General features: G+C 60.8%; 18 protein-coding genes. 10 read left to right on the forward strand and 8 right to left on the reverse strand.

The genetic code is table 11. The features are described 5' to 3' along the window. Nucleotides 1-6: 6 nt before the first annotated feature. The 3 genes from ACR0EZ_RS17845 to ACR0EZ_RS17855 are packed head-to-tail and all read right to left on the reverse strand — an operon-like array spanning nucleotide 7 to nucleotide 2,745. A complete protein-coding gene (locus ACR0EZ_RS17845; protein ID WP_480615632.1) occupies nucleotides 7-876 on the reverse strand; it encodes a phosphotransferase in 870 nt (289 codons plus the stop codon). Between the two features lie 48 nt (nucleotides 877-924). Continuing rightward, nucleotides 925-1,581 (reverse strand): flagellar hook capping FlgD N-terminal domain-containing protein, encoded by a 657-nt coding sequence (locus ACR0EZ_RS17850; RefSeq protein WP_480615634.1) that lies wholly within the window; start codon nucleotides 1,579-1,581, stop codon nucleotides 925-927. Nucleotides 1,582-1,584: 3 nt separating this feature from the next. Then, nucleotides 1,585-2,745, reverse strand: coding sequence for a flagellar hook-length control protein FliK (locus ACR0EZ_RS17855; protein ID WP_480615636.1), 1,161 nt, complete (start codon nucleotides 2,743-2,745; stop codon nucleotides 1,585-1,587). 112 nt (nucleotides 2,746-2,857) lie between these two features. Between ACR0EZ_RS17855 and ACR0EZ_RS17860 the strand changes: the two genes are divergently transcribed. The 6 genes from ACR0EZ_RS17860 to ACR0EZ_RS17885 all read left to right on the forward strand — a co-directional run bounded on the left by ACR0EZ_RS17860 (nucleotide 2,858) and on the right by ACR0EZ_RS17885 (nucleotide 6,582). Then, entirely contained in the window at nucleotides 2,858-3,133 is a 276-nt protein-coding gene (locus ACR0EZ_RS17860) for a rod-binding protein (protein ID WP_480615638.1), read from the forward strand. Next, a complete protein-coding gene (locus ACR0EZ_RS17865) occupies nucleotides 3,123-3,482 on the forward strand; it encodes a flagellar biosynthesis protein FlgN (protein ID WP_480615640.1) in 360 nt (119 codons plus the stop codon). Before ACR0EZ_RS17860 ends, ACR0EZ_RS17865 begins: the two co-directional genes overlap by 11 nt. A 208-nt stretch (nucleotides 3,483-3,690) precedes the next feature. After that, nucleotides 3,691-4,935 carry a flagellin N-terminal helical domain-containing protein gene (locus ACR0EZ_RS17870; protein WP_480615642.1) on the forward strand — a complete coding sequence of 415 codons (1,245 nt, stop codon included), beginning with the start codon at nucleotides 3,691-3,693 and terminating at the stop codon, nucleotides 4,933-4,935. A gap of 77 nt (nucleotides 4,936-5,012) precedes the next feature. Then, the gene (gene flaF / locus ACR0EZ_RS17875) at nucleotides 5,013-5,387 is read left to right on the forward strand and encodes a flagellar biosynthesis regulator FlaF (protein WP_480615644.1); all 375 of its coding nucleotides are present in this window, start codon (nucleotides 5,013-5,015) and stop codon (nucleotides 5,385-5,387) included. Then, entirely contained in the window at nucleotides 5,387-5,788 is a 402-nt protein-coding gene (flbT, locus tag ACR0EZ_RS17880; RefSeq protein WP_480615646.1) for a flagellar biosynthesis repressor FlbT, read from the forward strand. The genes flaF and flbT overlap by 1 nt, the downstream gene beginning before the upstream one ends. Next, entirely contained in the window at nucleotides 5,785-6,582 is a 798-nt protein-coding gene (locus ACR0EZ_RS17885; protein WP_480615648.1) for a DUF1217 domain-containing protein, read from the forward strand. Before flbT ends, ACR0EZ_RS17885 begins: the two co-directional genes overlap by 4 nt. Before the next feature lie 124 nt (nucleotides 6,583-6,706). Here the strand turns inward: ACR0EZ_RS17885 and ACR0EZ_RS17890 are convergent, their stop codons facing one another. The 3 genes from ACR0EZ_RS17890 to ACR0EZ_RS17900 all read right to left on the reverse strand — a co-directional run bounded on the left by ACR0EZ_RS17890 (nucleotide 6,707) and on the right by ACR0EZ_RS17900 (nucleotide 9,344). Continuing rightward, complete coding sequence (locus ACR0EZ_RS17890) at nucleotides 6,707-8,278, reverse strand: DUF427 domain-containing protein (protein ID WP_480615650.1); 1,572 nt, start codon at nucleotides 8,276-8,278, stop codon at nucleotides 6,707-6,709. A gap of 105 nt (nucleotides 8,279-8,383) precedes the next feature. Beyond that, nucleotides 8,384-9,085, reverse strand: a complete 702-nt coding sequence (locus tag ACR0EZ_RS17895) for a winged helix-turn-helix domain-containing protein (protein WP_480615652.1) — start codon at nucleotides 9,083-9,085, stop codon at nucleotides 8,384-8,386. Further along, a complete protein-coding gene (locus ACR0EZ_RS17900) occupies nucleotides 9,057-9,344 on the reverse strand; it encodes a hypothetical protein (RefSeq protein WP_480615654.1) in 288 nt (95 codons plus the stop codon). Before ACR0EZ_RS17900 ends, ACR0EZ_RS17895 begins: the two co-directional genes overlap by 29 nt. 175 nt (nucleotides 9,345-9,519) lie before the next feature. Here ACR0EZ_RS17900 and ACR0EZ_RS17905 point away from each other — a divergent pair, with 175 nt between their 5' ends. The 4 genes from ACR0EZ_RS17905 (at nucleotide 9,520) to ACR0EZ_RS17920 (ending at nucleotide 13,446) form a co-directional block, all read left to right on the forward strand. Next, nucleotides 9,520-9,981, forward strand: a complete 462-nt coding sequence (locus ACR0EZ_RS17905; protein WP_480615656.1) for a hypothetical protein — start codon at nucleotides 9,520-9,522, stop codon at nucleotides 9,979-9,981. Nucleotides 9,982-10,095: 114 nt separating this feature from the next. After that, nucleotides 10,096-10,713: a ribonuclease HII gene (locus ACR0EZ_RS17910; RefSeq protein ID WP_480615658.1), complete on the forward strand. Its 618-nt coding sequence runs from the start codon at nucleotides 10,096-10,098 to the stop codon at nucleotides 10,711-10,713. 107 nt (nucleotides 10,714-10,820) lie between these two features. Continuing rightward, the gene (locus ACR0EZ_RS17915) at nucleotides 10,821-11,924 is read left to right on the forward strand and encodes a DNA methyltransferase (protein WP_480615660.1); all 1,104 of its coding nucleotides are present in this window, start codon (nucleotides 10,821-10,823) and stop codon (nucleotides 11,922-11,924) included. Between the two features lie 139 nt (nucleotides 11,925-12,063). Next, on the forward strand, nucleotides 12,064-13,446 hold the full coding sequence (locus ACR0EZ_RS17920; RefSeq protein WP_480615662.1) for an adenylate/guanylate cyclase domain-containing protein: 1,383 nt from the start codon (nucleotides 12,064-12,066) through the stop codon (nucleotides 13,444-13,446). A 28-nt stretch (nucleotides 13,447-13,474) separates the two neighbouring features. On the opposite strand, the gene ACR0EZ_RS17925 is transcribed toward ACR0EZ_RS17920, so the two are convergent. Together ACR0EZ_RS17925 and mutY are read right to left on the reverse strand one after the other, a co-directional pair. After that, entirely contained in the window at nucleotides 13,475-14,611 is a 1,137-nt protein-coding gene (locus ACR0EZ_RS17925; protein WP_480615664.1) for an alkane 1-monooxygenase, read from the reverse strand. Between the two features lie 23 nt (nucleotides 14,612-14,634). After that, complete coding sequence (gene mutY, locus ACR0EZ_RS17930) at nucleotides 14,635-15,702, reverse strand: A/G-specific adenine glycosylase (protein WP_480615666.1); 1,068 nt, start codon at nucleotides 15,700-15,702, stop codon at nucleotides 14,635-14,637. Nucleotides 15,703-15,793 lie beyond the last annotated feature (91 nt).

A 15,793-nucleotide genomic window follows, 5' to 3' on the forward strand; every position in this document is an offset into this window, starting at 1 on the left:
GTGCGACTAAATCAGCGCCAGTTCCAGTTGCAGACCGTCGGCATAATCTGCCGCGCCGCGCTCGGCCCGCCACAGACAATAGGCGGCCATGCGCCAGGCAAACCAAGGGCGAAGAGTTTGGTACCGAGAGACAACCTCGGCATTGTCATAGGCCATCAGGAATTGCTGGATTTCCGCCGGGCTCAAAGGCGTTCCGCGATACAGGCGCTGCATCGCGGGGGACAGAAACAGCGCGAGGTCTTCGCACGGATCGCCCCTGGCCGGGCATTGCCAGTCAATCAGGGTCAGCCGGTCGTCTGAGACCAGAATGTTCCCCGCCACGGGGTCGCCGTGGATCAGACAGGTCTCGGAAGCCGGTGGTACATGAATTTCGGGGCGCTGATGCATAAGCGGTTTGGACGTATCGGATGTACAATCCGCCAATATACGCTGCCCGTGCGCCGCCAGATCCTCGCTGCCATTGCAGGCTTTTGGCAGGGGCATCGACACCGGTTGCGCATGCAGGTTGCGCAGCAAGACCCCCACCGCCTCGGGTCCTGCGCGCCAGGGCGATCCGGGCGCGTGGTCATAGAGAACCCAGTGATCGGTCCGGTATTGCCCCGTCGCGCGCAGGCGCGGCACAAAACCGGTGGGTTCAAGCGCTTGCAGGCATCCGGCCTCAAGCTCGGCATCGTTGCGGAACAACGGATTCCTCAGGTCGGTGCGATAGAGTTTCAGGACCTTGTCGCCATCCTCGCCTAGAACCTTCCAGACCTGATTGGTGCGCCCGCCATAGAGTGTTTCGAACCTCACGGCAGAGGTCACCAACCCCCGCGACAGAAGTTGCCGGGTCAGGTCGGACGGTGGATCGGGCAGGTCGGACAGCGGAGTTACCAATCGAGCGAGTCGGGATTTGCCAAGGTTTGACCCGTCCTGCCTGACAGATCAAGCGCCGGTTCTGACACCAGTGACGGAGGTGGCCTGAACCGCCAGACCGCCCTGCAGAGTCAGGATCACCGACCCTTCGGCGATCTGTGCTTCGATCACTTTGGAATAGGCCGCTGCCGGGGCTTCGGAAACAAGCTCATCCTTGCGATGGCTTTCCAGCGTCGCCGTGTAATTGCCGACAGGCAAAGGGTTGCCCTGCGCATCCGTACCGGCCCAGACAAATTCGGCGTCGGTTGCGGGCAGAGTCGCGCGGCTGACCTCATCCCCCTGATCGTCGCGCACGACCAGCGTGACCTCATCGGCGGTCGGGTCGGGCTGGGCGAACAGCGTGACCGGGGTACCGTCAAAGTGAAACCCTGAACCGGAGCGCACATCCATGCCGACCCAGTTGCCAAGATCCGCAAGATTGACGCTGCCCAGAGCCGTGGCCAGGGACGACAGCAAGTCGTTGGTCTGGACCTGCTGCTCGACCATCGAGAATTGCGCCAGTTGCGATGCGTAATCCGAAGCGTCCATCGGCTCTAACGGGTCCTGATTCCGCGCCTGCGTTGTCATCATCAGCAGAAACGTCTCAAAATCTGACGTCACCGCGGCGGTTTTGGACGCGGGGCCGGGCTGAGCGGCTGGCTGCACAGAGTGGGTTGGCGTGATCATGTGTTAAAGCCTCATATCAATACCGGTGGCCGGGGTGCTGCGCTGCGGATAGGTCGGCGCGCCGGCCTCGGCAAATTCCGTTTCAATGACCTGTCCCGGCTGGGAGTCGGGCTGGTCTTGATGCGACTCTGACGGCGTTCCCAGATCCAGCGAGAGGTCGCCAAATCCCAGTTTCTGCAACTCGGTCGTCAGAACCGCGATGTGTCGGCGCATCAGGTCCAGCGTCTCTGGCCGTTCCGCCATGATCGCCAGATGCAACCCGTCATCGCGTCCGTTCATGATGATCGACACGCGCCCCAGCTCCTCGGGGTTCAGGGCAATCTCGACCGCGCCGGACCCGGGCCGCGCGGTGATCGCAGCCGCCATCTGACCGGCGATAGCCCGCGAGATTTCCGCCCGCGCAATCGCCGAGGCCGCATTCGGTTGCGGGGCGATGTCTCGCGTAAGCTGCAGCAACTGCTCGGATCGGGTGTTGTTAAGCCCTTCGCTTTCAGAAACCTGCGGTGCGTCTTCTGTTTCGGCGGATTTCATGGATGCGGTTAGCTGCATCTGCGCGACCGTGGGGGGGTGAACCGGCAGGGCGGGTTTGGGCGATTCGACCGGTGTGGCAGAGGCCTGCGGGTTGCCGTGCCTGACGTCGATATCCGGGATAGGTTCATCTGGCGTTCCCATGGGAAGGGGCGTCTTGCCCACCACACCCAGTTCAACCTTTTGCGGAGCGTTGGCGTGTGACGGTTCGGCGATGAGGGGTGGTGCAGGCTGAGTCTGCGCAGCGACGGGCATGTCAGCACGCGACTCAGTCTGCGAGATGGCCAGACCGGCTTTGTCATGTACCATCTTCGCTTCAACCGGAACCTCAGGGGCCTGACTGTTGATTTGAGATGCCGCCACGGATCCCTCCGCGCCCTCGACCGGGGCGGGAGGCGTTTGGGCAAGCGCATCGGGAACCGGTTCGACGTCAACCTCAGCCGCTTCGATATTGGCATCCGCATGGGTAGGAACGGCTGTTTCCCCACCGGGTCCCGCAGAATCCGTAAGTGTTACCAAGGTCAGAACACCCTGAAAATCTGTGGACACTTCGGCCTCGCCGTCGTGCCGTTGCAGGACAGCGGGCTTTGCCGCCGTGGCTGGCGCTGCGGGTGTCAGGGTAAGAGGGTTGGGCATTTTGCTCCGGCTCCATCTGGTCTGACCGCAAACCTGACCGCAGGAAGTTACGTTTATTTTAACTGCTTTCGCCTTTGATCGAAAAAGTTCGATGCAATTTTCGGAGAAAGCAATGAAGGTTTCCGCACCCCCTCCGATTTCGCAAATGCCATCCCCCCCGGACAAGCTGCGGGCAGCGGCGGTTGAGCTTGAGGCCGCGTTTCTGGGCGAAATGCTGAAATCCGCCGGTTTGGGCAAAACGCGCCAGGCATTTGGTGGCGGGGCGGGCGAAGATCAGTTCGCGTCCTTTCTGGCGCAGCATCAGGCGCGGCAGCTGGCACAATCCGGCGGCGTCGGCCTGTCCGAGGTCATTTTCAAATCACTGATGGAGAACTCTGATGACGGCTGACCGCGACCTCTCGCTGATAAAGTCCCTGGAAGAATTGCTGGATCTCGAGCGTACGGCGCTTGTCGATGGGGACCTGGATCGTCTGACCCATATGGTGCCGGAAAAGGAAAAGCTGATCGGCGCGATCAACGATCTGCAGGTGCGGGACAGCGCACAGTTGATTCAGGTGCAGAAAAAGGTCGAACGGAATCAGGCTTTGCTGAACAGCGCTGCCGACGGGATTCGTGCCATTGCCGCCCGGATGGCCGAGCTGCGGCGGGTTCGGCAGGAATTCAGCACCTACGGGGCCGACGGGCAGCGCAGCGGGTTCACTGTGCGCGGCGCACCGAAGCTGGAAAAACGGGCATAGCGACCGGGTTGATTCAAATCCGAAATTTCCGGTCGGGGCGTCTTAGCACTCCGTTAGGAGATCGGGGCCAAAAGTGAGCCTGCACCTGAAACAGCAGGTGGCGCGAATGGCCCTATGGCATGTCGCACAGGTCAGAAAGACGCCAAGGCCCGCGAGGCGCGCGGGGTGAACAAGGGCAAAATGGCCCAAACCTGAAAGGATGACATCTATGTCCAGCATTCTGACAAACAATGGCGCAATGGTTGCGCTGCAGACCCTGAAATCGGTCAACAAGAACCTGGAAATGACCCAGAACGCGATTTCGACCGGCAAGGACGTAGCAACGGCAAAAGACAACTCGGCCGTTTGGGCGATCTCGAAGGTCATGGAATCGGACGTCAAGGGCTTCAATGCGATCAAGGACAGCCTCGCACTGGGCGAATCGACCGTCGCAGTGGCGCGGAACGCATCGGAAACGGTCACTGACCTGCTGACGCAGATGAAGGAAAAGGTCATCGCGGCGCAGGAAGACAATGTTGACCGCGACAAGATCAACGCCGATGTGACCGTTTTGCGCAATCAGATTGAATCGGTTGTCGGGGCAGCGCAGTTCAACGGGCTGAATCTGGTCAACGGGGTGACGGGCGCAACAATCCTGTCTTCGCTTGACCGCGACAGTTCGGGCGCGGTGACGCCGAACACGATTTCGGTGGCGGCGCAGGATTTGTCGATTGGCGGTTATACGGCCAAGGCGGTTCTGGACGGTTCGACAGGTCAGACAACCGATGACGACACGGCCGGGTTCACGATGGACAAGGCGGGCGGCACTGGCAACATCGTGATCGACAGCTCGGTCGATAACTTTGCGGTTGGCGATTCGATTTCGATCACCGTCGGCGATCAGCGGGTGTCCTACACCGTTCAGGCCAGCGATCTGGAACCTTCGGGCACCTATGACGACGCTTACACGGATGCGCTGGTCGCGGTTGGCCTGAAGAACCAGATCGACGCGCTGGGCATCACCGGGGTGGCGGTCGATTACGACTCGGGCACGCCCAACACTCTGACCTTCGTGACCGGGGCGGCAACGGCAGGGGCGGATGCGGATCGTGACGTGACCGTTTCGGCGCAATTCACCAATGCCGGAGCCGGTGGTCTGGGCGCGCTAAGCTCGATCAACGTGTCTACCGCAGCCGGCGCGTCCGCAGCGCTTGGCACGATTGAAACCCTGATCGACAGATCGATCGATGCCGCAGCGGCGTTTGGGTCGGCGCAGAGCCGTATCGAAACCCAGAACGACTTTGTGTCCAAACTGACCGACTCGCTGAAATCCGGTATCGGCTCGATGGTTGACGCCAATATGGAAGAAACCTCGGCCCGTCTGCAGGCGTTGCAGGTGCAGCAGCAGCTGGCAACCCAGTCGCTGTCGATTGCCAACCAGGCACCGCAGTCGATCCTGTCGCTGTTCCGCTAATTCCGGAACCGGATCGGGGCGCGGTTTTTGCGCCCCGGTTCTGACTGCCTGATGACTGCTCATAGGAAGGATTGCACGTGACACCGCAAACGCTCGCCCATACCGCCTACGCCCAGACTGCCGCCCCGACAAGGACGCCGCGGGATACGGAGTATGAGGCGATTTCGAAAATCACCCGCCGTCTCAAGGCCGCAGCGGCCAGACAAAAGGCGGACTTTGCGGGATTTGTTCAGGCCGTGCATGAAAACCGACGTCTGTGGACCGTCCTGGCCACGGGGGTCTCGGATTCCGCCAACGCGCTACCCAATGACCTGCGCGCGCGCATATTCTATCTGGCCGAGTTCACGGAACGGCACAGCAGCCAGATTCTGGGCAATAACGCGACGGTTGATCCTTTGCTCGAGATCAACACCGCCGTTCTGCGCGGGCTGCGCCAAGCGGGGGCGATGTGATGAGTGGTTTGGTTCTTAAGCTGGCGCCGAAAGAAAGGGTTCTGATCAACGGCGTGGTGATCGAAAACGGCGACCGCCGCAGCCGGTTCTCGATCATGACACCGCAGGCGAAACTCTTGCGGCTGAAAGATGCCATTCACCCGGATGAGGTCAACACGCCAGTGCGGCGCGTGTGCTATGCCGCGCAGCTTGTCTTGTCCGGAGATACCGAGCCCGATCAGGCCCGCCAGCAATTGCTGCGCCGGGTTGAGGAGTTGAGCCAGGTTTTCACCGACGCGGACAGCCGCCGTGTTCTGGCCGAAGCAACGGATGCTTTGGTCGGAGAGCACTACTACAAATGCCTGAAATCCCTGCGGTCGCTGCTGCCCCGGGAAGAGCGGCTGATGGCCTATCAGCAATGAGTTTTCAGCCTGTCATACCCTCGGGCGGGCTGGTCGGCTGGCGGTTTCTGCAGCGAACCTATGATGCGCAGCTTCAGAGTTTTACGTCTTCGAATGTGAACGAGCGCGAAACCAAGTGTTTTCTGGACAATATCGGCAAGGTCGAGACGGCTGGGGATTTGGTCTCGGATCGCCGGTTGCTGCAGGTCGCATTGGGTGCATTCGGGTTAGAGGGTGATCTGAACAATCGTTTCTTCATCCGGAAAATTCTTGAAGACGGTACAAATGCGCAGGACGCGCTGGCCAACCGGTTGTCGGATAAACGGTACCGCGAATTCTCTGACGCGTTTGGCTTTGGCCCCGGTGAGGTCAGGAAAACCGGCCTGACCACGAATATGGAAAAGGTCGCGCAGGATAGTCTGGTCACGCGGTTCGAGGTTTCGGTGGGGGAATCCGATGAAACGATGCGCATCTCGCTATACGCCCAGCATAGGCTGTCGGACCTGGCCCGGGGCGATGCGGGTGTGGATACGAAATGGTTCGACCTGATGGGCCTGCCGCCGCTGCGCAGCATGATGGAAACCGCCCTCGGCCTGCCGCCATCCTTTGCGCAGCTGGATCTGGATACTCAGTTGGGTGAGTTCAAAGACAGGCTGTCCCGTCTCACCGGCTCAGACGATCTGGCGCAGTTCGCGGACGAGGAGGCAATCGGGAAACTGACCGACACCTATCTGGCACGCAGTCAGATCGCGCAATTGCAAAGCAATGTTTCTCCGGCTCAGACGGCTTTGATTCTGTTGGGCGCAGCTGGGTGAGCCAATTTGGCTACGACGCGGAAAACCAATGCTGGCACATAACTCATGCCGAACATAACGCGTCCAGCCGCTTTCGGCGGGTCGCGCCATAAATCCGATGGATCAGTGACATCCGCCCCGTTCGTCACGCGTCCAGAACAGCATCTGCCGAGGTTCGCAGCGCATAGCTGGTAACCGGTTGCGACACGTTATGCAGTTTGACCTCGCCCAGCGGCAGGGCATTGGAGCAGGCAGGTTCGATGTCTTCGGACACAACAATGCGATGGCTGACCGTTTTGCCGTATTCCCCCAAACGGGCGGCTATGTTGGCGGCCTGACCGATGACGGTGAAATCGAGACGTTCGCGAGAGCCCACATTGCCATAGGTCACACGGCCATAAGCGAGGCCGATCGAGCAATCGCAATGAACCTCGGCTCCGGCTTCCCGCAGCTCGCCCAGTTTTTCGACGATCCCAATGGCCGTGCGTTGGGCATTGACGCGGGCCGCCCCTTCGTTTTCGCCGGATGGGAACACCGCCAGCACAGCGTCGCCGATGAACTTCAGCACTTCGCCGCCATTGGCATGGACGATTTCGGACACGGTTTCAAAGAACTCATTCAGCAGATTGATATAGGCGGTCCGGCCCAGCCGTTCTTCCAGACTGGTCGAATTGCGCAGATCGCAGAACATGATCGCGGCATCGATCTCATCACCGTCGCCGCGCCGGATCTCACCGCCCAGCACCCGCGCGCCCGAGCGTTTGCCCACATAGGTCTCGAGCAGAACCTGCGCGTTTTCGCGCTGCATGAACACTTCGTAATAGCGGGCGATCACCGTCGAGCATTCGAATACCAGCCCCAGATTCTCGGTGGTGAAGCCATCGGGATGATCGCAGGTCAGGGTCAGCACATTGGTCCGTCCGTCCGAGAAAGACATCGGCATGGCGACGTAATCGGTGGCCCCCTTGGCGCGCAGATCCTCGATGATGGGGAAACTGTTATGCGGATTGTCGTCGTTCACCCGCTGGCGGACCCCGCCCAACCCGTTCGAGACATGCCGCAGCGGGCTGTTGATAAAGGCCGGGTGATCGTAAATTTCATAGGTCGGCGCGCGGGTCAGAATCTCGGCCTGATCTTTTTCCCAGATATAGTGTTTCCCCGCGATCAGAGGGTGCAGGGACCAGGCCAGAATGCTCAGGCGCTGAATGGCGATGCCGTGTTCCAGCATCTTTTCGGCCAGCGCCTTGGTAAAGGCTTCGGGCGTGTCCGACAGCGACGCGCCGCGCATCAGCCAGTCGATCAGAGGCCCGCTGATATTCCCGTCATCGGGTTCGCGCAGGCGGTTCTCGCCCAGATCGATGTCGGTATAGGCGCTGGACATGAAACCGATATGGCCCTGGATAGCCACGCTTTCGGGCAGCGCCTCTTCATAGGCCCAGACGCAATTGGCCAGCCGCTCGCCGGCCAGTTCGATATCGTGATAGGTTGCCGTGCCTTTGAACGGGCAGAAGGTCTGCAACTCGGTCTCTTCGCTCAGCTCGACAAGAACGTCCTTGCGGGGGATGTAGATCGTCGGCTGCAGGCGCGTTTCATACATCACCTTGGCGTCTTCGCTTTCGGCCAGAAGGATATCATCGCGGTAAACGGCGATCCTGCCATTCAGCCGCTCTACTGAAATCTCATAGCCTTTGAGTTTAGGTGTGGCGTGGACGTTCATCATCGACCTCCCTTGCCCAGAGTCTTTCTAGAATGGGTCTTCGGGGGAACTATTCCAAGGGGGATAATGCGAAATTTGCCAATCGGGAGCGTGCGAAGCGCGCCCTCAGACCATTTGGATAACGTCCTTTTCGATGGACAGCATATAGCCCTTTTTGGCGATATTCTTGACCAGCAGCTCACTGACCATCTGGTTGCCCAGCGCATCGCGCAGCCGCTTGATCCGCGTGGCCCCGGCGGCCTCGTCACAATCGGCGGCGTCGCGGCCCGAGATCATCGCCTCGATCTGCGCGCCCGACAGCACCTCGTCATCCAGCCGGGATTCGGCCAGAACCGACAGGGTTTCCATCGCGGCAGTGGTCAGTTTGAAATCCATATTGTTCAGGTAAACGGTGTTTTCCTCGCGGCTGATCAGCAGCGAAGTGACCTGAATGCCGGTGCGTTCGATCTGGGCCATGCGCCGGTTCAGCAGGACCAGCATTACCAGAAACACCAGCGCCGAGATCATCATGGCGCAGGCAAAGACCAGCAGCACGTAAATCACCATGCGATAGCTGGACAGGGTGTCGGCAAAGGCGGTGCCCGATTGCGCGAGGATTTCCAGCAACCGGATTTCGGCCTGCGAAGTCAGGTCGCTTTCCACGAACAGACGCTCCACCCGCGCGTTGAAGGCGTTGGCATCGGGCAGGGTGGCAAACAGGAACACGGCGGCGGTGATCAGAATCACGACGATGGCTGCAAGGCCCAGACCAACCAGCCGAACGCCGGACCGCCGCGCCTCAGTAACGGAGATAGAATTTTCCGGCATTGGCCTTCCTTTGATCCAACCCTTCCGGCCCAAACACGGACTGGACGTTCAGCAAGGTCCAGCCCGACGCTTTCAGGCGCTGGGCGACCTCGTTCTTTGCCTGCCCCTTGTTGCAGGACGACACCTGCATCACGCCATAGTGCAGGCGCAGCGGATTGTCCTGTTTGGCCTTGTAATCCGCATAGCAATCCGCGGCGGAGGCGGCAGAGCCAACCGATATCAGGGCCACCACGGCCAGAGAAGAGATGATCTGTTTCATAGGCCGCATCCTGCGCATCGCTTGGGCGGATATTCAATAACCCAAGGGGTTTGCGGGGCCTGATATCGGATAACAAATCCCCGTTATTGCTTGTCTGCAGGGGGTGGGCCCAGTGTCGGTGCAACAAATACGCGGCCCGAGGCAGGTCGCCCAATCACTCGAAAGGACAGGTGCCATGCATAAGAAATTTATCGCTCTGATCATTGCGGCCGCCGTTGCCGTAACCGGGATTTCAGCCTCACAGGCGCGGGCAGCGGATACCGGGGATATTCTGACCGGGCTCGCCGCGATTGCGATCCTTGGGGCCGCCGTCAATCATTACTCCACGGACAGGCGCGAGGATAAGGTCGAGCGGCATTTCCACAATCACGTGTACCAGGAGCCCAGGAAGAAGCGCCACAAGTCCAAGCGGCTGCCCAAACGCGTAAAGCGTTACGACATCCCGCAGCGCTGCCTGCGCACCTACGAAGGATATGGCAATCGCCCGCTGCTGCGGCCGAAATGCCTGAACAAGCATTACAAACATGCCAACAGCCTGCCGCAACAATGCAAGGTTGGTTTCTGGAATGGCCACAAGGTGAAGCGGGCCTATGAACCCGCATGCCTGCGCCATCACGGATACCGTGTGGTTTACTAGTACCTATTTCGAGCAGGAGCGGTGCCACAGAAGCACCGTTACGGGAGAGGGCGGCGCAAGCTGCCCTCTCTTTTTTTGCTTGCGGTGTCGGGCGAAACGCGGTTTGCCGGGGGGATGAGCTTGCCGAATTTTGATCTGGAACAGGCGCTGCTGTCGCGTGGCCATACCCGCATCGCCGGGGTGGATGAGGTCGGGCGTGGCCCCCTGGCCGGGCCGGTGGTGGCCGCCGCCGTCATCCTGAACCCGCAGGACATTCCCGACGGGCTGAATGATTCGAAGGCACTGACCGCCAAGCGGCGTCTGGCATTGGATGACGCCTTGCGCGCGCGGTCCGAATTTGCCGCGGCCGAGGCGTCGGTGGCCGAGATTGATGAGATGAACATCCTGCGCGCCTCGCATCTGGCGATGGTGCGGGCGGTCGCGGCGCTGGACCCCGCCCCGGATTTCCTGCTGATCGACGGCAACATGATTCCGCGCGGCATGAAGATCCCGTCTCAGGCGGTGGTCAAAGGGGATGCGCGGTCGGTGTCGATTGCGGCGGCCTCGATCATCGCGAAAAACTGGCGCGATCAGCGGATGGTGGATTTAGCGCAACAGCATCCCGGCTACGGGTGGGAGACAAACGCAGGCTATCCGACAAAAATGCATCGCGAGGCGCTGCGAAATCTCGGCGTGACCCCACATCATAGACGTTCGTTCAAACCGGTCCACAATATCTTGTATCAAGAGTAAATCGTAAGTCGCTGATTCAAAAAAGAATTTGACGGCGAATCGTCTTTGACTCATCCTTGTCTCAACCAAATGAGCGCAAAAGCGCCGTGGACACTTGAGGCAGTGATATGACAACGACCACCAAAAAGGGCGCAAAGGCGCTCCCTTTAAACATGATTCTATCCGGGGACTGCATCGAAGCGATGAACAGTCTGCCCGAGGCGTCGGTTGACCTGATTTTCGCGGACCCGCCCTATAATCTGCAACTGAAAGGGCAGTTGCACCGGCCCGATAATTCTCAGGTGGATGCGGTTGACGATCACTGGGATCAGTTTTCCAGCTTCGGGGCCTATGATCAGTTCACCCGCGACTGGCTGAAGGCGGCGCATCGGTTGCTGAAACCCAATGGCGCGATTTGGGTGATTGGCTCTTATCACAACATTTTCCGCGTCGGCTCGGCCCTGCAGGATGCGGGGTATTGGATTCTGAACGATGTCGTGTGGCGCAAGTCGAACCCGATGCCGAATTTCCGTGGCAAGCGCTTTACCAACGCGCATGAGACGATGATCTGGGCCAGCAAGCGCGAAGGCGCGAAATATACCTTTAACTACGAGGCGCTGAAGGCGCTGAACGAAGGCGTGCAGATGCGCAGCGACTGGGTTCTGCCGATCTGTACCGGGCATGAGCGCCTGAAAGATGAAAACGGCGACAAGGCGCATCCGACGCAGAAGCCGGAATCGCTGCTGCACCGGGTCCTGATCGGCTCGACCAATCCCGGCGATGTGGTGCTGGACCCGTTCTTTGGCACCGGCACCACCGGCGCGGTTGCCAAGATGCTGGGGCGCGAGTTCATCGGCATTGAGCGCGAGGAAAGCTATCGCAAGGTCGCCGAAAAGCGCATCGCCAAGGTCCGCAAGTTCGACCGCGAGGCGCTGGAGGTCAGCGCCAGCAAACGCGCCGAGCCGCGCGTGCCCTTTGGTCAGTTGGTCGAACGCGGCATGCTGCGTCCGGGTGAGGAACTGTATTCCATGAACCAGCGCCACAAGGCCAAGGTCCGCGCCGACGGCACGCTGGTCGGCGATAACGTCAAGGGTTCGATCCATCAGGTCGGCGCGCATCTGGAAAACGCGCCCTCCTGCAATGGCTGGACCTATTGGTGCTTCAAACGCGATGGCAAAACCGTGCCTATCGACGTGCTGCGCCAGCAGATCCGGGCCGAGATGCACAACTGATTTCCAGAACACCGCCGGTGCCTGTGGCCTGACACAAGGCACTACGCCTTGCCCCGCCGTTTTCGGCGGGGTCTTTTGTTTTCATCCTATTGGTGATTGCATAAGGCACCCCTGACAGACCCCGCGAAAGGCGCAGGCCATGACTGACAGCACCGCAGGCGAATCCCGCTTCGGCAGGTTCTTTGTCACCCAGCCGGACAAGTACGACCTGGACAATAAATATACCGAGGCCGTCCTTGAACGGCACAAACGCGAAGGGCTGGAACTGGCCGTGCGCGCCCGGTGGATCGCGATGGGGCTGACCGGAGTTCTGCTGATCTATCTGAACCCGCACCCCGAGGTGCTGTGGTATCACTTCATCCTGCTGCTGATCTGCGGCAACGGCTGGCTGATCCGCCGCGCGGGCCGGGTGGGGCAATCGCGGACCGAACTGTTGCTTATCTTCGTCGATCTGCTGATCATGACCCTTGGTATGATCATTCCCAACCCGTTCAGCGACGATGTACGGCCTTTGGCGATGCAGTACCGGTTCGATAACTTCCAGTATTTCTTCATCATTCTGGCGGCGGGCACACTGGCCTATTCCTGGCGCACGGTGATCGCCATCGGGTCCTGGACCGCCATGATGTGGACCGTTGGCTGGATCATCGCGTGGTGGGTGGCGACCCCGATACCGGGCATCAGCGAACGGGTGGCGCAGGCTTTGCAGGGCTACCCGGATGTGGCGGACCTGCTGGATCCGAACAGTTTCATGGTGTCTCAGCGCATTCAGCAGGTCATCGTCTTCGTGATGGTGGCGGTGACGCTTGGGGTATCGCTGCGGCGGCTGAACAACCTGCTGATGACCAATGCGGGGCTGGAGCGGGAAAGGGCGAACCTGTCGCGCTATTTCTCGCCCAATGTGGTCGAGGAGCTGAGCCAGAATGACGAGCCGCTGAAACAGGTGCGCAAGGAGAACATCGCCGTCCTGTTCATCGATATCGTCGGCTTCACCCGGTTTTCTGCTGGTCGCGATCCGTATGAGGTGATCGAGATTCTGCGCGGATTTCATGCCCGGATGGAGACCGAGGTGTTCCGGCATCACGGCACCCTGGACAAATATCTGGGCGACGGGCTGATGGCGACTTTTGGCACGCCGGTCCCGACGCCGCTGGACGCGACAAATGCGATCTCGTGCGCGCGGGCGATGGTTGCGGCCATCGAGCGCTGGAACACCGAGAGACGCCGGAATGGCGAGCCCGAAATCAATGTCGGGATCGGTGTTCACTACGGGCCTGTCGTGTTGGGAGATATTGGGGCCAACCGGCTGGAATTTGCGGTGATCGGGGACGCGGTGAATGTGGCGGCCAAGCTGGAAGCGATGACACGTTCGCTGGGCACCCGCGTTGTCATCAGCGACGCCCTGCGCAATCAGGCGGTCAGCGAAGGCCCGGCGGCGCAGACGGTGATTGAGGGGTTCGAGTCCCGCGCCGCGCTGGCCGTGCGCGGCGTCGAAGGCCCAATGGATGTGTGGGTGATCTGAACCCCTCCCGCCGGGCAGCGCGCCGCGGTCACGCGTTTGGCTGCGGGTTGAGCGCCTTGTTGTAGGGGTGCCAGTCGGTGATTTCGGGGTAATATTGCCGCCGCCATGCGCGCACCCTGGGGTTCATGACCCGGCGCCACAGAGGCGGGATCATCGCGGCCACGGTCATGACCGGATAGCCATAAGGCAATTGCGGTGCGGTATCCGGTGTGTGGTGTTGCAGCAGCGGAAAGCGGCGGCTCGGTTTGTAATGGTGGTCCGAGTGCCTTTGCAGGTTGATCAGCAGCCAGTTGGACGCTTTCTGCGAGGCATTCCAAGAATGGCGCGGCAGGACATGTTCGTATTTGCCTTCGCCCATGTGCTTCCGGGTCAGGCCGTAATGTTCGACATAGTTGACCAGTTCCAGCTGCCAGATGGCGACGCCGGCCTGCAGCAGGAACAGGCCCAGCCCGGACCAGCCGCCAACCAACAGCGCCAGCAGCATCATGCCGCCTTGTAGCGCCCAGTATCGCCAGAACGGATTTGCGCGGTCGGTCCAAGGACGGTCCTTGCGCGCCAGTTTGGCCCGTTCGGCCCTGAAAGCCGACGCCACACATTGCCAAAGAACACGGGGATAGAAGCGGTGGAACCCCTCGTTATAGCGGGCGGTGACCGGATCGCGCGGGGTACCGACATAGCGGTGGTGGACCAGCAGATGTTCGGACCGGAAGTGGGAATACAGCACCATGGCCAGAAGGACATCGCCCAGCCAGCGCTCGAACCGCGATTTCTGGTGCATCAGCTCGTGGCTGTAGTTGATCCCGATGGTGCCCGAGATTACGCCCATCCCGAAAAACAGCCCGAGCTTCGCCGCAATCGTCAGGTGATCGGCGCGGGTCGCGTACCAGAGCAGGCCGTACAGGGTCAGGAACTGCACCGGCACCCACAGTTTGGTCAGCAGGATGTACCAGCGCAGCACCCCGTCGGGCGTCTCGGGGTCGGCGTTTTGCAGGTTCAGCCCGGTCAGGCGGTCAAGCACGGCAAACGCCCACCACGTGGACAGCGGCACCAGCAACACCCATCCGCCGCCCGCCACGGCCGTTGCCAAGATCAGCGGGATCAGCAGGAAGGACAGCCAGAAGGGCAGCGCCGAGTGCCAACGTGACAGGGTGTCTGATGCGATCATTACGGTGCTCCGAAAGGATGCGGTCAGCCTATCCCTGACTGACCAGTTTGCACAGCGGCCTGGTGGCCACGCCAGAGGTCATGGGCCTTGCGCATCACAGTGGGCAGGTCGCCGGGTTTGAAACTGTGTTTGTCCAGCACGGTCAGCCCCTCGGGGCAAATGCCTGCAGGCAATTCTGCGGTCCAGATGCTTAACACAAGGTGAAAATGCGTGAAGGTGTGCCGCACCTCACCCGGCAGGACGCGCCAGTTGGCGGGAAAGGGCGGGGCCTCGGACGGGGTGTCGGACCAGTCCGAGCCCGGCCAGCCGAGCATGCCGCCCAGCAGGCCCTTGTCGGGACGGCGTTCCAGCAGCATTGCGCCATTTGCGCTGCGGGCGATGTAGACATGTCCGAACCGGGTGGGTTTGGGCTTTTTCGGCGTTTTCTTCGGCAAGTCCGCCTGAGTTCCGGCCACCCGCGACAGGCACGGATCGCGCAAAGGACAGATGCCGCAGGCCGGGGATTTGGGCGTGCAAATGGTCGCGCCCAGATCCATCACCGCCTGCGAGTAATCGCCGGGCCGCTTCGTCGGGGTCAGCGCTGCGGCTTTGTCCTTGAGCGCAGGTTTCGACCCCGGCAGCGGGTCGTGGATGTCGTAAAGCCGGGCCATGACCCGTTCGACATTGCCGTCCAGCACCGTCTCGGGCCGGTCAAAGGCGATGGCCGAGATCGCGGCGGCGGTATAGGGCCCGATGCCCGGAAGCTGCAACAGCGCATCATAGGTGTCGGGGAAGCACCCGCCATGCTCATCCGCCACCACCCGCGCGCATTTCAGCAGATTGCGGGCGCGGGCGTAGTATCCCAGCCCGGCCCATTCGCCCATGACCTGATCGTCCGGCGCGGCTGCCAGCGCTTCGACGGTTGGCCAGCGGGTGGTGAACCGGGTGAAGTAGTCGCGCACGGCGGCCACGGTGGTTTGTTGCAACATCACCTCGGACAGCCACACGCGGTAAGGGTCGGGTTGCACCCCGGCCCTGCGGTCTGCCGGACCTACACGCCACGGCATGTCGCGCGCGTGGCGGTCGTACCAGTCGAGCAGGGCGGTGCTCACGTCAAATTCACCGATGTCACGCAAGTTTTATTCATCTCTCTGTCGGGTTTCGCTGGCACCTGCCGGTCTGCCCATTACAATAGTGGCGCAG

Source organism: Ruegeria sp. AK4, from assembly GCF_056541025.1.

Coding starts and splice junctions, on each gene's coding strand:
- ACR0EZ_RS17855 (WP_480615636.1), bottom strand. CDS start 2,745: ATGCCCAACCCTCTTACCCTGACACCCGCAGCGCCAGCCACGGCGGCA.
- ACR0EZ_RS17905 (WP_480615656.1), top strand. CDS start 9,520: ATGCATAAGAAATTTATCGCTCTGATCATTGCGGCCGCCGTTGCCGTA.
- ACR0EZ_RS17915 (WP_480615660.1), top strand. CDS start 10,821: ATGACAACGACCACCAAAAAGGGCGCAAAGGCGCTCCCTTTAAACATG.
- ACR0EZ_RS17895 (WP_480615652.1), bottom strand. CDS start 9,085: ATGCCGGAAAATTCTATCTCCGTTACTGAGGCGCGGCGGTCCGGCGTT.
- ACR0EZ_RS17870 (WP_480615642.1), top strand. CDS start 3,691: ATGTCCAGCATTCTGACAAACAATGGCGCAATGGTTGCGCTGCAGACC.
- ACR0EZ_RS17920 (WP_480615662.1), top strand. CDS start 12,064: ATGACTGACAGCACCGCAGGCGAATCCCGCTTCGGCAGGTTCTTTGTC.
- ACR0EZ_RS17900 (WP_480615654.1), bottom strand. CDS start 9,344: ATGAAACAGATCATCTCTTCTCTGGCCGTGGTGGCCCTGATATCGGTT.
- flbT (WP_480615646.1), top strand. CDS start 5,387: ATGAGTGGTTTGGTTCTTAAGCTGGCGCCGAAAGAAAGGGTTCTGATC.
- ACR0EZ_RS17860 (WP_480615638.1), top strand. CDS start 2,858: ATGAAGGTTTCCGCACCCCCTCCGATTTCGCAAATGCCATCCCCCCCG.
- ACR0EZ_RS17910 (WP_480615658.1), top strand. CDS start 10,096: ATGAGCTTGCCGAATTTTGATCTGGAACAGGCGCTGCTGTCGCGTGGC.
- ACR0EZ_RS17850 (WP_480615634.1), bottom strand. CDS start 1,581: ATGATCACGCCAACCCACTCTGTGCAGCCAGCCGCTCAGCCCGGCCCC.
- ACR0EZ_RS17925 (WP_480615664.1), bottom strand. CDS start 14,611: ATGATCGCATCAGACACCCTGTCACGTTGGCACTCGGCGCTGCCCTTC.
- ACR0EZ_RS17885 (WP_480615648.1), top strand. CDS start 5,785: ATGAGTTTTCAGCCTGTCATACCCTCGGGCGGGCTGGTCGGCTGGCGG.
- ACR0EZ_RS17890 (WP_480615650.1), bottom strand. CDS start 8,278: ATGAACGTCCACGCCACACCTAAACTCAAAGGCTATGAGATTTCAGTA.
- ACR0EZ_RS17865 (WP_480615640.1), top strand. CDS start 3,123: ATGACGGCTGACCGCGACCTCTCGCTGATAAAGTCCCTGGAAGAATTG.